The following is a 13,761-nucleotide window of genomic DNA, read 5'->3' on the forward strand; positions in this document are numbered from 1 at the left end:
AGCTGCGTCCAAAGCGCCGAAAATACCCTCACCGTGTCGTCAAATTGGTCATTCCGAAACCAGAAAGCCTCCGCCCGTGCTCCAGGCGCGTCTATCGGCTCGCTGGTGACGGATCCGGGCTAGCGCATTGTCGGGTGCCAACCCGAAGTGCAACAATCGGCGGTGCCCACGCGCTTATGGGTCTGACGAGGGTTTCAAGGGAATGGCCTGCCCGCTCGAGGACGTACGCCGCATGTCGATCGTGCGGGTTCGTGCTGGGGTCGCCCTGATATCCACGGGCCAAATCGCGCGAAAACCTTATCCGGGGCCGGGCCCCGATCGAGAACCCCACATGCGTATGGCCAGCCTGCGTTGTCCTCCGTCCAGTCCGATTCTGGCTGCGGCGCTTCTTCTTGCTGCCTGCGGCGAGGGTTCGCTGCGCAGCCCCGATCTGCCGCCGCCGGTGCTGACTGGCATCGGGCAGGTCAGTTGCAACCTGCCCGGTCCGGGCAACAGCCTCGCGGTCGGTCAGCAAGGCCAGTGTCAGGTCGTCGGCGGCTGCACCTACCGGCGCGTCGACGAGAACGGCGATACGCAGTCGGTAGTCGGCGTGTGTCCCGATTTGAGCTTCGGCAGCAGCGCGCCGGACGTCGCGCCGATCGACCCGGACAGCGGCGTGCTCACCGGTGCGATGCCCGGCACGACGACGATCACCGCCAGCGGCGGCGGCATCACCTCGGGCGGCGTCACCGTCACCGTCAACGAGGCCTGCGGCAGCAGTCTGACCGCATCGGTCGAGCCCGGCATCCTGGTTTCCGGCAACACCACCGGCACACAGGCCAACCTGATCGCGACGCTCACCTTCAGCGACGGCACGACTCAGGACGTGTCGGATTCACCGGCGACCCAATGGACCGCCGATCCGGATGGCGTGGTCATCATCGACGGCTCGCTCGCGCAGGCCGAGGCCCATGTCGAAGCGGTGACGCCGGTCACGATCACCGCGACCTATACCGGCAACGTCTGCGGCCCAGCCGGCAGCCTGCAAGCTTCGGACAGCGCCCAGGTGCGGCCGGCGCAGATCGCCTCGGCGCAGGACATCTGCATCGAGACGGTGCCGCCGGCGGGCGCCTTCGGCGGCTGCCGCGCCGACAGCGGCGCCTGCCTGACGCCGGACCAGCCGATCCGCTTGGGCGTGGGCGGCACGGCACAGCTGCAGATCCGCGGCCGTTTCAACGTCGGCCTCACCAATGCCTACGAGTGCAACATCACCGCCTCGACGACGCTGGCGACCGGCAATGGCTCGATCGCGACCGTGGATGGCGACACTGCCGTTGTCACCGGTACCGGCCCGGGCAACACAACCGTCGTCGCCACCTTCGACGGCCTGACCAACGACCGCCCGGTCACCGTCGTGGTCGAACGGGTGCTCGGCAACAACAGCCTGGCCGTGTTCGCGAAGTCGGGTTTCGATGACGGCGACATGATCTCGCTGGCCGACGCGCAGACGCACAAGTTCGCCTGTGTGGGCGCCAACAACCTTTTGATCGACGGCCTGGGCAACCGCACGCCGCGCGCCGCGCTCAAGGTGTTCGCGTTCGCCGCCACGTGCGCCTCCACCGATCTGGATGACGACGGCAACTGCACCGCGCTGCCGCCGCCGGATCCGGATACCGGGGAGCAAGGCGAGCCCAGCGCCGCCGCCTTCCTCGCCACCGCGCCGACGCAGAACGTCAGCAATCTGCCGCCGCGCTCGACCGAGCCCGGCGCCGATCCCTATGACGACGGCATCGTCTGGAACAGCGTCGCCGGCTACTGGGCACAGGACCCCGAGACCGGGGCGTTCCGCTGCATGACGGAAGCCTCTGCGCCCTCGGCCAACGTGGGCGACCTCTACACGCCGGGCGAGCGCGTGCTCGTCGACGCCGACGACGACGGCTTCCCCGACGAGCCGGCCGCGCAAGACGGCCTGCCGCAGGGCGCGCTGCAGCCCAACGGACTTGCATACGCGGACGCCGCCGTGCGCGTGGGCTTCAACTGCGTGACGGCCACCTACACCAACCCGGCCGACCCGAGCCAAACCCGCACCGATGGCATGACCGTGCTGGTGCTGCCGGTGACCAACGACATCCTGCTCAGCGGCTCGAACGACGGCAACGCACTGTGCGAAGCGCTGGCGCCGCTGTTCGGCAGCAACTCGCTGCTGGGCATCGTGGAAGTCACCAACGTGCTGTCGGCGGTGACCTCGGGTCTGTCGCCGCTGCTGGAGACGCTGGATGCGGTGCCGATCGACAGCCTGGTGACCACGCTGCAAGGGATACTGGGACCCATCACCGCGCCGCTGATCGACACGCTCGACGAGTTTCTGATCTCACCGGTGCTGGAGCCGCTGGCCTGTCAACTGACCAACGCGGTCGAGCAGCTGCTCGCCGTGCTGACGAACAATCCGGCGGTGCCGCAGGAATGCGGCACCCCGGGGCCGCCCTGATCCCGGCCCGGGTCGACGGCGATAGGACCGACATCTTCAGCCGCGGATGCAGATTCCCGGCACCACACAAGGAAAGTAGCCATGAATTGCAGGCGCTGGCTGTGCGCGATTTCGATGGGGCTCGCACCGGCGATGGCGGGTGCACAGGAAGCGACGGCGGCGCCCGGCGCGGCGGCGACGCCGGCGCCGGCTTACGAATACCTGCGGCCGGTCATGGACAACCGCTGGTCGCTGTGGCCGCAGATCGGCGCGATCCTCGCCGACCGCAGCGATCTGGACTCCGGCTTCGCCGGCGGTCTCAAAGCCACGCGACCGCTCAGCGACCACCTCACCCTCGAACTCGGCGGCGACTTCTCCGTGCTCGAAACCAGCAATGCCGGCGACTACGAGCGCACCACGTTTCGGGCCGGGCTTTTGCTGTTCCCCGGCACGCCGTTCTATGAGCAGGCCTCGGACTTCCAGCCATTCATCGGCGGCGGCGCGCACGCCTCCAGCGTGGACTTTCTCGGCGAGAGCGTCGGCGCCTTCGGACCCTATGCGACGCTCGGCTTCCTGCAGCGCCTGGGCCGCCTGACCATGCTCTCGCTCGAAGGCCGCTACCAGATCGACAGCATCTCCGAGAAAGGCGTGTTGCCGGATTCGGACTACTACACCTGGCAGGTCCTCGCCGGCCTGCGCATCGCCCTGGGCGAGCGTCCCTATGACCCGACGCTGGACGCCGATCGTGACGGCGTGCCGGACGCCAAGGACCGCTGCCCGAACACACCGCCCGGTGTGCAGGTCGACGCCGATGGCTGCCCGCTGGACACCGACGGCGACGGCGTGCCCGACTACCTCGATCGCTGCCCGGGCACGCCGCCGGGGGCGATCGTCGGTGCCGACGGCTGCGAGATCGACACCGATGGCGACGGCGTTCCCGATCGTCTCGACCGCTGCCCGAACACGCCGCCCGGCGTACAGGTCGGCAGCGACGGTTGTCCGCTCAGCGACAAGGACGGCGACGGCGTACTCGACCATCTCGACCGCTGTCCGGACACGCCGCCCGGCATCCCGGTCGGACCCGACGGCTGCCCACTGGATTCGGATTGCGACGGCGTGCCGGATCATCTGGATGAGTGCCCGAACACGCCGCCCGGCGCCAAGGTGCTACCCAATGGCTGCGCCCTGCAGGGCGACTGCCGCAGGCCGCGGCCGGGCGAGCAGGTTGACGCCAACGGCTGCGCGCTCGACAAGAACTTCATCTTGCGCGGGGTCAAGTTCGAGTTCGACTCAGATCGCCTGACGCCGGAAGCCAAGATGATCCTCAACGAGGTCGCCGAGACCCTGCAGGCCTACCCGAACCTCGACGTCGAACTCGAAGGCCACACCGACGCCATCGGCACCGACGCCTACAATCTGGGCCTGTCGGAGCGGCGCGCGAACTCGGTCAAGACCTATCTGACCGGCCGCGGCGTGGCGGCTCGGCGCATGACGCCGGTGGGCTACGGCGAAAGCCGGCCGATCGACACCAACGAAACCGAGGCCGGACGCGAGAACAACCGCCGCGTCGAGCTCAAGGTCGTCGAGTGAGGCGCCGCACGCCACCATGACCGTGGCCGGTGTACGGGCGGGGCCGGGATACCTCGGCCTGGTCAGGCGGCGGACGTGAAAAAAGCCCGGTGACCTTGGGGGGAGGCCACCGGGCGACGCTTTCCGGCTTGGGGGATGCCGGACCCGCCCAGGGAGTGAGGCGGGGAGCGGGACAGGGAGGATCGCCGCTCGCAGACTTAGATGGGGGCCGCGCGCTGGAGTTCAAACCACGGTCGCACAGGGGCCGCCACGGCGCCGTGCTGAACACACCCTGAACTCATGAAATCAACGGCTTACGCGCGCAGACTGACATCAAAGTCAGTGAGATTTGCTCGGCTGAAAAACTAAATTTCGTTCAGCCAGCGCTAGTTGCGTGACCGCTGACGGCGTGGGCCGCATCCCAGTCGCCGGCGACCCCCCAATCGGCGACGAGTGGTACCGATAAGGGGGATGAGCGGTCGCCGCCGGGGCGGCACATGCGCGCCGCGATCGCCGGTGCCAGTGCGGCCAGCGTCGCGGCCGGGCCCTCGAACACCAACTCGTCGTGAACCTGCATGATCATGCGGATATCGGCGGCCTTTTGCTGCAAAAAGTCGGCAACGTCGATCATCGCCAGCTTGATCAGGTCGGCCGCCGTGCCCTGCAAGGGTGCGTTGATCGCGGTGCGCTCGGCGTACTGGCGCAGGCTCTGGTTCTTGGAGCGGATGTTCGGCAGGTACAGACGGCGGCCGTACAGGGTTTCGACATAGCCGCGCTCGCGCGCCGCCTGGCGGGTCGCGTCCATGAACGCCTTGACCCCGGGATAGCGGCCGAAGAAGCGGTCGATGTACTCCTGGGCTTCGCCGCGGCCGATGCCGAGCTGGCGCGCAAGGCCGAAGCTGGACATGCCGTAGATCAGGCCGAAGTTGATCGCCTTGGCGGCGCGGCGTCGCTCGGCCGGCACCTCGTCCACCGGCAGGCCGAAGACCTCGGCAGCGGTCGCCTGGTGGATGTCGCGGCCCTCGCGAAACGCCTGCTGCAGACGTGCGTCGCCGGAGAAATGCGCCATCAGGCGCAGCTCGATCTGCGAATAATCGACCGCCAGCAGGGCGTTGCCGGGTTCGGCGACGAAGGCCTGGCGGATGCGCCGGCCTTCGGCACTGCGCACCGGAATGTTCTGCAGGTTCGGATCCGACGACGACAGCCGCCCGGTCGCGGCGATCGCCTGGCCGTAGGCGGTGTGAATCCGCCCGGTGCGCGGATTGACCGCCTGCGGCAACTGCTCGGTATAGGTCGAGCGCAGCTTGGCGAGCGCGCGCCAGTCGAGAATCAGCCGCGGCAGCGGGTGCTGGCTGGCCAGCTCCTCCAGCACGTCCTCGGCGGTCGAGGGTTCGCCCTTGGGGGTCTTGCCGAGCACCGGCAGCTTGAGCCGCTCGTAGAGGATCGCACCGAGCTGTTTGGGTGAACCGAGATTGAACTCGCTGCCGGCCGCGGCGTGCGCCTGCGCCATGAGCTCGTCCATGCGCGTGGCGAGTTCGCTGCTGATCGTGCGCAGCAAACCGACATCGACCTTGACCCCGGTCTGCTCCATCCGCGCCAGCACCGGCACCAGCGGCATCTCGATGGTCTCGTAGACGCGCTTGAGCTCGGGGATCGCGCAGACGCGCGGATACAGCGCGCCATGCAGGCGTAAGGTGATGTCGGCGTCCTCGGCCGCGTACGCGGCGGCCTTGTCGATCTCGACCTGGTTGAAGGGAAGCTGATGGCGGCCCTTGCCGGCCACGTCCTCGAACTTGATCGTCGTGTGGCCGAGATACTTCTGCGCCAGCGAGTCCATGTCGTGGCGGTTGCCGGCGGCGTCGAGCACATAGCTTTGCAGCATGGTGTCGTGCGTCAGGCCGGCGACGCGCACGCCGTGCGCGGCCAACACGTTCATGTCGAACTTGCCGTGCTGCGCCAGCTTGGGCTTGCGTGCGTCCTCGAGCAGCGGGCGCAGGCGATCGAGCACGGTCTTGCGATCGAGTTGTGCGGGCGCGCCGAGATAATCGTGCGCGAGCGGCACATACCAGCCTCTGCCCTGCTCGACCGCGAACGCGAGCCCGACCAGATTCGCCTGATGCGGATCGAGGCGGTCGGTCTCGGTGTCGAAGCAGATCAGCGGCGCCTCCCGCAGGGCATGCAGCAAGGCGTCGAGCGCGGCTTCGTCGAGCACCGTGGTGACCGCGGTCGCGGGCGATTCGCGCGGCGGCGGTGGCGACGGTGCGACCTCCTCGCTCGCGGCCTCGCCGCGCTCGATCTCCTCGAGCAGGCGGTTGAAACCGTGGCTGCGGTACAGCGCGGCGAGACGTTCGGCATCTGGCGTGCGCGGCGTGAGTTCGTCGAGCGACAGCGGCAGGGCGATATCGCAGCGGATTCGGCTGAGCTCGCGCGCGAGCGGCAACTGGTCGAGATGCGCGCGCAGGTTCTCGCCGACCTTGCCCTTGATCTCGTCGGCCTTGGCGATGATGTCGTCAAGCGTGCCGTACGCGTTGAGCCACTTCGCCGCGGTTTTCGGGCCGACGCCGGGCACTCCCGGAATGTTGTCGACGTTGTCGCCCATCAGCGCGAGGTAGTCGACGATGCGCTCGGGCGGCACGCCGAACTTCTCGAAGACGCCGGCCGGATCGAGGCGGCGGTTCTTCATCGTGTCGAGCAGATGCACGCGCTCGTCGACGAGTTGCGCCATGTCCTTGTCGCTGGTGACGATCAGCACCGGCTCGCCGCGCGCGGCGGCGGCGCGCGCCAGCGTGCCGATGACGTCGTCGGCCTCGACGCCGTCGACGGTCAGCGAGGGCAAGCCCAGCGCATCGACCAGTTCGAGAATCGCCGGGTACTGCGCCGACAGATCCTCCGGCGTCTCGGTGCGCGTCGCCTTGTAGTCGGCGTACAAATCGTCGCGGAAGGTCTTGCCGCTGGGATCGAAGACCACACAGATGCGCTCGGGCGAGTAATCCCGGAGCAGCTTGCGCAGCATGTTGGCCATGCCGAACACCGCGCCGGTCGGCTGGCCTTGCGCATTGGTCAGCGGCGGCAGGGCGTGATACGCGCGGAACAGCCAGCTCGATCCGTCGATGAGAATCAACGGCTTGGCGGCCGACTTGTGCGCCGCCTCACTCATGGCAGCGTCGATTCACCGCGCACAAGATCCGCGAACGTCTCGCGGGCGCGGACCACGTGCACCGTATCACCGTCCACCATCAGCTCGGCCGCACGCGCACGAGTGTTGTAGTTCGAGGCCATGACGAAACCATAGGCGCCCGCGGTGCGCACCGCCAAGAGATCGCCGGCGGCGATCGCAAGCTTACGGTCCTTGCCGAGCCAGTCGCCGGTCTCACAGACCGGGCCGACGACGTCGTAGACCCGTGCCGCCACGTCGCTGCGCGCTTGCACCGGCACGATGTCCATCCACGCCTGATACAGCGTCGGACGCAAAAGGTCGTTCATCGCGGCGTCGACGATCGCGAACGACTTCTCCTCGCCGCGCTTGATGCCGAGCACGCGGGTCACGAGGATTCCGGCGTTGCCGGCGATCGCGCGGCCCGGTTCGGCGAGCACGCGCAAGCTACGGCCGGCGAGCTTGGCTTTGATCGCCACCGCCCAGTCACGCGGCGTCGGCGGGTTCTCGTCGCGGTAGCGCACGCCCAGGCCGCCGCCGCAGTCGATGTGGCGCAGCACGATGCCTCGCGCGGCCAGCCGCTCGATCAGCGCGAGCACGCGATCCAGCGCATCGAGCAGCGGCGTGATGTCCAGCAACTGCGAGCCGATGTGGCTGGCAACGCCGGCGACGTCGATGCCGGCCATGCCGGCTGCCTGCGCATAGAGTGCTTCGGCAGTGGCGATGTCGACGCCGAACTTGTTCTGCTTGAGGCCGGTGCTGATGTACGGATGCGTCTTCGCATCGACATCCGGATTCACGCGCAGTGCGATCGGTGCGCGTGTGCCGAGACTGCGTGCGATCGCATCGAGCCGTTCGAGCTCGAAGGCCGACTCGACGTTGAAGCAGAATATGCCGGCGGCGAGCGCCGCGCGCATCTCCTCCTCGGTCTTGCCGACGCCGGAGAAGACGACCTTGCGCGGATCGCCGCCGGCGGCGAGCACGCGCGCGAGCTCACCACCAGAGACGATGTCGAAGCCGGCGCCCAGGCGCGCCAGCACATCGAGCACTGCGAGATTGGAGTTCGCCTTGACCGCGTAGCAGACCTGATGATCGACGCCGGCCAGCGCCTCGTCGAAGGCGCGGTAGTGCCGCTCCAGCGTCGCGCGCGAGTAGACGTAGCAGGGCGTGCCGTAGCGGCGCGCGATCTCGGCGACGGAAACGTTCTCGGCGTACAGCGCGCCGTCGCGGGATTCGAAATGATCCATCGGAACAGAACGGCGCCTCGGGGCGCGTCAGGGTGTGGGGGCGGCGGGCGTGGGCGCCGGCGTCGCGGTCGCGTCCGCCTCTGGTGGCGGCATCGCCGCCTGATCCGGCGGCACCAGCGGCCCGGTCTGGCCGCAGGCGGCGAGCACCGCGGCAAGGAGCAAGGGGATCAGCACGCGCATCGGCACGCTCGGGAACAAGCGGGCGCGCAGTATAGCGGCCGCGACCCGCTGCCCTCAGCGCTCGATCGTGTACAGCAGATCGCCGCCGGACTCGACGCCGGTTTCGGTGGCGAGCTTGAAGCCGCGGCCGATGTCGTAGAGCAGGCGGAACGACTGGCCCGGCTGGAACAGGCCGACGCCGTAGCTGATGAACAGCTTCGGCGACAGGTACTTGCCGACGGTGAGCTGCGCCTGCTCGCTGCGCTCGCCGGGCTTGGCGCCGAGCGTGACCTCGTCCAGGCCGATGCGGCTGCCGAAGCGTTGCGCAAGCCACTCGCCGCCGGCGAGGCCCAAGCCGAGCGCGGCATCGGCGACCAGGCCGCGGTCCGAAGCGCTGCCGGCGCCGTCGAGCGAGCGGCCGAGCACCAGCCACGACAACTGCTGTTCCTGCGGCATCGCCGGCGTCGAGAACAGGCTGAACTGCGGCTTGTCGAGGGTGCCACGCACGAGCACGCCGACGATGATGTCCTCGCGCGGCTCGCGCGTCGCGCGCAGCTCGACCGCGGGCTGGGTCAGCGCGCCGCCGGTGAACAGCAGCTTGCCGGTTTCCACATCGAGTTCCTGGCCGTAGGCCTCGTAGCGGCCGTCGATCAGGCGCAGCTCGCCGCGCGCGCTCGTCGGCACGCCGGGTCGCTCGATCACGCGCACCGCGCCGATGAGTCGCGTCGTCAGGCCGAAGCCGTCGAAGCGCACCGCCTCGCCCAAGCGCAGGCGCACGTCGGCGTGGATGCCGAGCGCGCCGTCGCCGCTGGCCGCGTCGCCACGGCGCACGATCATCTGGTCGGTGCTCGGACCGACGCCGCCACCGATGCGCTTGGGCGTAATCTCGGCGCGCGGCACGTCGATGACGCCACTCACGTGCAACTCGCCATCTGCGAGCTCGACGCGCAGATCCGGCGTGATGCGCACCTGGGCTTCGGGCGTGCGCAGCGCAAGAAAGTCCTCGCCGTGGACGCGCAACCGTAGGCCCAGCGGCTCTCGCCAGGGGTTGAGTTCGCCGTCGACGCGCAGCGCACCCTCACCCGAGCGCGCGTGCGCATCCACCTGCAGCACGCCATCGCTGCTGCCGGTCAACGAGGCCTCGATGTCGTCGAGACGGATGCCCGGCGTGCGCAGGCGCAGCGAAGCCTCGCTCAGACCGACGCGGCCGTCGAAGCGCGGCGCGGCGAGGGTCCCTTGCGCGCGGACCTCGCCCGTGAGGCGGCCACGGGTGTCCTGCAATTCGACGTTGAGTAGCTGCAGCCAGCTCAGCTCGGGCACGTCGAGGCGCAGCTCGCCGGTCAGCGCACGCGCGAGCAAGTCCTCGCCCGGCGCGAGCCGGCCGCTCGCAGCGAGCCCGCCGCGCTCCAGCGGCAGCTCGGCGGTCAGCAAAAGGGCGCGGCCGTCCTCGATCACGCGCAGATGGCCCGGCAACAGCGTCAGCGGCGGCAGCCCGGCGCGGGCGAGGCGCAAGCGGCTGGTTCCGAGATCAAGGCGCAGATCGTCGAGGCCGCTTTCGCCCAGATCGACATAGCCTCGGCCCTCGATCAGGCCCTGCGCCTTGAGACCGCCGAGCCAGGGTTCGAGCATCGCCAGTTCCAGGCGCTCCAGGCGCAAAGCGATGCGGCGTGCGCCGTCGACAGGGCGCAGCGCCGCGCACAGCCGCGCGGCATCGGCGGTGAGGCACGCCGGTTCGAGCTCGACCCGACCGGGCCGCAGGCGCAGCGCCGCCGGCGCTTCGAGAACCAGCGGCGCGAACTCGGCAAGCTCGATCCGCGTCTCGTCGATGCGGCCGGCCCAGTCGCGCGCCTGCAGATCCAGTGCACCCGCGAGCGCTGCCGTGACCTTGCCCTGCGGCAACACCGCAGCAAGGCTCAGCCGATGATCCGCGAGCGTGCCGCGCAGATCGATCTCGGCACTGTCGATCGGCGTGCCCACCGACAGCTTGCGCAGGCTCGCGTCGAGCTCTAGACGCTGCGCCGGATCGAGGTCGAAGCGAATCTGCACCTGCTCGCCGCCGTAGTCGCCGTAGGTGAGCTGCTCGGCGTCGATGCGGCCGGACAGCCGCGGCCGGGCCAGCGGCCCGTCGGCGCGCAGGCGTGCGCTCACGCGGCCTGAGAGTTCCGGCAGCAGCGCAGAGAGCTCCGCGGCGTCGATCTGCACCTGTGCGGAGAGCGTCGGCAGCACCTGTCCGGCCCCGCGCACATGGTTGTTGCCGGCGCGTGCCTCGAAGCGCTCGAGCGTCAGCACCTCGCCGCGCCAGTGGCCGGTGGCATCGACATCGGCGACGTGCCCTTGCAGGCGCGAATCATCGAGGTTCAACTCGAAGCGCAGATCCGGCGCGGCGCCGGCAAGCCTGGCCTGCACGCGGAACCCGCCCTGCACCCAACCTTCGAGCTGCGGCAGGTAGTGCTGCGGATCGAGCGCCTCGACGCGCCCCTGCGCATCGAGCTGCAGGCCGTCGTATTGCAGCTTTGCACGCGCGTCGATGCGGCCGTGACCGCTGTCGATACGCGCGGACGTGAGCGTCAATGCGGCCAGCGAACCGTGGCCGTCGGCAACGATCTGCAGCGTCTCGCCGGCCGCCTGCAGCCTGCCATCGAGCGCAAAGCGCCAGTCATCGGGCAGGCCCTGCCAGTGCAGGCTGCCATGCTCGCTCGCAAGCTGCACCTCGCCCTGCGGCGGCCAGCGCAGTGCCGACCAGCGCAGCCGCAGATCGGACGCCGCGTCGTAGCCGTAGCGCCCCTCGATCTGGGCATCGACGAAACCGGCGACGCTCAGCGCCTCGATCTCGACGGCGTCCGCCCGCAGCCGCACGCTGCCGGCGAGCGTCAGCGCGCCGACCCACGGCGTGCTCGCCTGCAGCGTGTGCAGCCGCACGCGCTCGCCCAGCCAATCGGCCTGCAGGACGACCGCATCGAAGCGCAGCGGCTCGGCCTCGGGCAGACTCACCTCGACCTGGTTCACGCGCAGCGCGCCGAGGACCAGGTCCACCGGCAGCCGCGTCAGCGCATCGCCGGAAGGTTCGGTCGGCGCTGCCGGCTCGCGCGGCTTGACGACGACGCGCAGGCGTTCGGCCTGCAGCGCCGAGATCGCGACGCGTGCACGCAGCGCCTGCAACGGCGACCAGTCCACGGACAGCGCGTCGAGCTCGACGACGACGAAGTCGTCCTCGTAGACCAGGCGCTCGGCGTGCAGAGGTCCCCACAGCCGGCCACCGACGTTCTCGGCGCGGATCATGCCGAGCCGCGCTTGGAGTTCGCGCAGCGCGAGCTGAGCGCCGGCCTCGGTGAACAGCAGGAACACCAGCGCGCCGGCGACCAGCGTGAGCAGCAGTCCGCTGGCGTCGCGCAGCACGCGCAGCAGCATCCGCGTGATCGACGCCGCGCTCACAGGCCCACCCTCACGCCCAGATGCAGGCGCACGCCGCTGCCGCTGCCGCCGTCGCGATCATCGAGCGGATGGGCCAGATCCACCTGCACCGAGCCGACCGGCGCGCGGTAGCGCAGGCCGGCGCCGATACCCTGCAGCAGCTTGGGCGCCGGATCGTCGTCGGCACCGCCGAGGTCGTAGAACAGCGCCGCACCCCAGTCGTTCCAGATGCGCGTTTCCACTTCGATGCTGTAGGTGTTCACGAACTTGCCGCCGATGACCGCGCCCTGCTCGTCGCGCGGACCGATGGATTGATAGGCGTAGCCGCGCACCGACTGATCGCCGCCGGCGAAGAAGCGCTGCGACGCCGGTAGCTCGCCGAAGGCCTCGACCAGGTTGGCGCCGTACTCGGCGCGGCCGAGCAGGCGCGCGCGCTCGCCCAGCGGCAGCACGCCGCGCACGATCGCGCGCGAGCTGACGAAGCTGGTCGGCGAGAGCACGTCGCGCACTGCGCCGTGCACGTCGACGAACAGCGACCAGCCGCGCCGGGTGTAGATCGGATCGTCGAGTTCGTTGCGCGTCAGCGCGACGCCCGGTGTCAGCAGGTCGGCGCGCTGTCGCGTCGAACCCAGTTCCGATTCTTCGTGCGTGAACCCGATGTAGAGCTTGCGCTGCCAGTCTCCGGGGGTGCGCGACAGACTCAGCTCGGTCCCCCACTTCTGGCTTTCGCCGTCTTCCAGACGCTCGGTCGTCAACTCGGCGGCGAGCGCCAGCGTCTCGCCGATCACGCTACCGACCGGGATGCGGTACTCGCCGCGCGCGGTGTTTTTGACCTCGGACAGCCGTGTTTCGAGCTTGCCGGTGTGGCCGCGCCGATTGAAGCGGCGCACCTCAGCGCCGGCGCCGATGCGCGCGCCGGTATCGGTGCCGTAGCCGACGCCGAAGTTGTACAGCGTGCGCGCGCGTGGCGTCGTGCGGATTACGATCGGCACCACGCCGTCCTCCGCGGATTCGCGCTGCGGCAGGATTTCGAGGCTGGCGAAGTAGCCGAGATCGCTGAGCGCGAACTGGGTGTCGAGCAGTTTCTGCGGGTCATAGACCGCGCCGGGCTCGATGGTGACGTAACGCTCGACGACGTCCGCATCGAGCACCTCCTGCTCGATGCTGACGGCGCCGAAGCGGTAGCGCCGGCCGGTGTCGAAGTGCAGGAGGATCCGGGCGAGATTCTCGTCCGCGAGCACGCGCATCTGTGCGCGCGTGAAGCGCGCATCGAGATAGCCGCGCGCATAGGCGGCGCTCGACAAGGCCTTCTTGGCGTCGTCGTAGCGCGTGTGCCGTAGCGGTTCGCCGGCACGCAGGCGCTGCAGAATCGCCTCGCGCTGCGGCTGCAGCTCGGCGCTGCCCTCGCCGTCGATGCGCAGCTCGACGCTGTCGATCACCGTACGCGGCCCAGGATCGACGCGGTAGCGCGCCCGCCACTCGGGCGCCTCGCCCTGCAGGCGGCCGTCGATCACCGGGTTGTAGTAGCCGTAGGGTTGCAGCGCGACGCGGATGTCCTCGAACGCCTGACGGTGCAAGGCCTCGACCAGGGCCACGTCGAGATCCTCGCGCTTGGCGTCGGCACGGATGCCCAGGCGCTGATTGACATTGGTCAGAAGCTCGCCGTCGAGGCCGCTGACGCGCACGTCGATGTCGGCATGCGCCGCCGCGCTCGCCAGCAGCAGCGCGGCGAGCCCCAGACGGCCGGGGAGATGCCCGGGATGCGACCTGGCCAC

General features: G+C 69.5%; 7 protein-coding genes. 2 read left to right on the forward strand and 5 right to left on the reverse strand.

The window, feature by feature from the left end; translation table 11 throughout:
• Positions 1-331 precede the first annotated feature (331 nt).
• Complete coding sequence (locus tag ABSH63_RS12385; protein WP_352890179.1) at positions 332-2,467, forward strand: hypothetical protein; 2,136 nt, start codon at positions 332-334, stop codon at positions 2,465-2,467.
• Between the two features lie 81 nt (positions 2,468-2,548).
• Positions 2,549-4,036, forward strand: coding sequence for an OmpA family protein (locus ABSH63_RS12390; RefSeq protein WP_352890180.1), 1,488 nt, complete (start codon positions 2,549-2,551; stop codon positions 4,034-4,036).
• A gap of 355 nt (positions 4,037-4,391) precedes the next feature.
• Here ABSH63_RS12390 and polA read toward each other — a convergent pair whose 3' ends face one another.
• From polA to ABSH63_RS12415, 5 genes are read right to left on the reverse strand one after another with little or no spacing between them, the layout of a single operon-like run.
• Complete coding sequence (polA, locus tag ABSH63_RS12395) at positions 4,392-7,172, reverse strand: DNA polymerase I (RefSeq protein ID WP_352890181.1); 2,781 nt, start codon at positions 7,170-7,172, stop codon at positions 4,392-4,394.
• Positions 7,169-8,416, reverse strand: a complete 1,248-nt coding sequence (gene lysA, locus ABSH63_RS12400) for a diaminopimelate decarboxylase (RefSeq protein ID WP_352890182.1) — start codon at positions 8,414-8,416, stop codon at positions 7,169-7,171. Before lysA ends, polA begins: the two co-directional genes overlap by 4 nt.
• A 27-nt stretch (positions 8,417-8,443) precedes the next feature.
• The gene (gene lptM / locus ABSH63_RS12405) at positions 8,444-8,596 is read right to left on the reverse strand and encodes an LPS translocon maturation chaperone LptM (RefSeq protein ID WP_352890183.1); all 153 of its coding nucleotides are present in this window, start codon (positions 8,594-8,596) and stop codon (positions 8,444-8,446) included.
• A gap of 54 nt (positions 8,597-8,650) precedes the next feature.
• Positions 8,651-12,007 carry a translocation/assembly module TamB domain-containing protein gene (locus ABSH63_RS12410; RefSeq protein ID WP_352890184.1) on the reverse strand — a complete coding sequence of 1,119 codons (3,357 nt, stop codon included), beginning with the start codon at positions 12,005-12,007 and terminating at the stop codon, positions 8,651-8,653.
• On the reverse strand, positions 12,004-13,761 hold the full coding sequence (locus tag ABSH63_RS12415; protein ID WP_352890185.1) for an autotransporter assembly complex protein TamA: 1,758 nt from the start codon (positions 13,759-13,761) through the stop codon (positions 12,004-12,006). Before ABSH63_RS12415 ends, ABSH63_RS12410 begins: the two co-directional genes overlap by 4 nt.

Origin of the sequence: Sinimarinibacterium thermocellulolyticum, from assembly GCF_040327995.1 — a bacterium.
Lineage (GTDB): Bacteria > Pseudomonadota > Gammaproteobacteria > Nevskiales > Nevskiaceae > Solimonas > Solimonas thermocellulolyticum.

Bases quoted from the DNA above. Each gene is read 5' to 3' on its own strand.
- ABSH63_RS12385 (WP_352890179.1), top strand. From the start codon at position 332: ATGCGTATGGCCAGCCTGCGTTGTCCTCCGTCCAGTCCGATTCTGGCT.
- ABSH63_RS12390 (WP_352890180.1), top strand. From the start codon at position 2,549: ATGAATTGCAGGCGCTGGCTGTGCGCGATTTCGATGGGGCTCGCACCG.
- polA (WP_352890181.1), bottom strand. From the start codon at position 7,172: ATGAGTGAGGCGGCGCACAAGTCGGCCGCCAAGCCGTTGATTCTCATC.
- lysA (WP_352890182.1), bottom strand. From the start codon at position 8,416: ATGGATCATTTCGAATCCCGCGACGGCGCGCTGTACGCCGAGAACGTT.
- lptM (WP_352890183.1), bottom strand. From the start codon at position 8,596: ATGCGCGTGCTGATCCCCTTGCTCCTTGCCGCGGTGCTCGCCGCCTGC.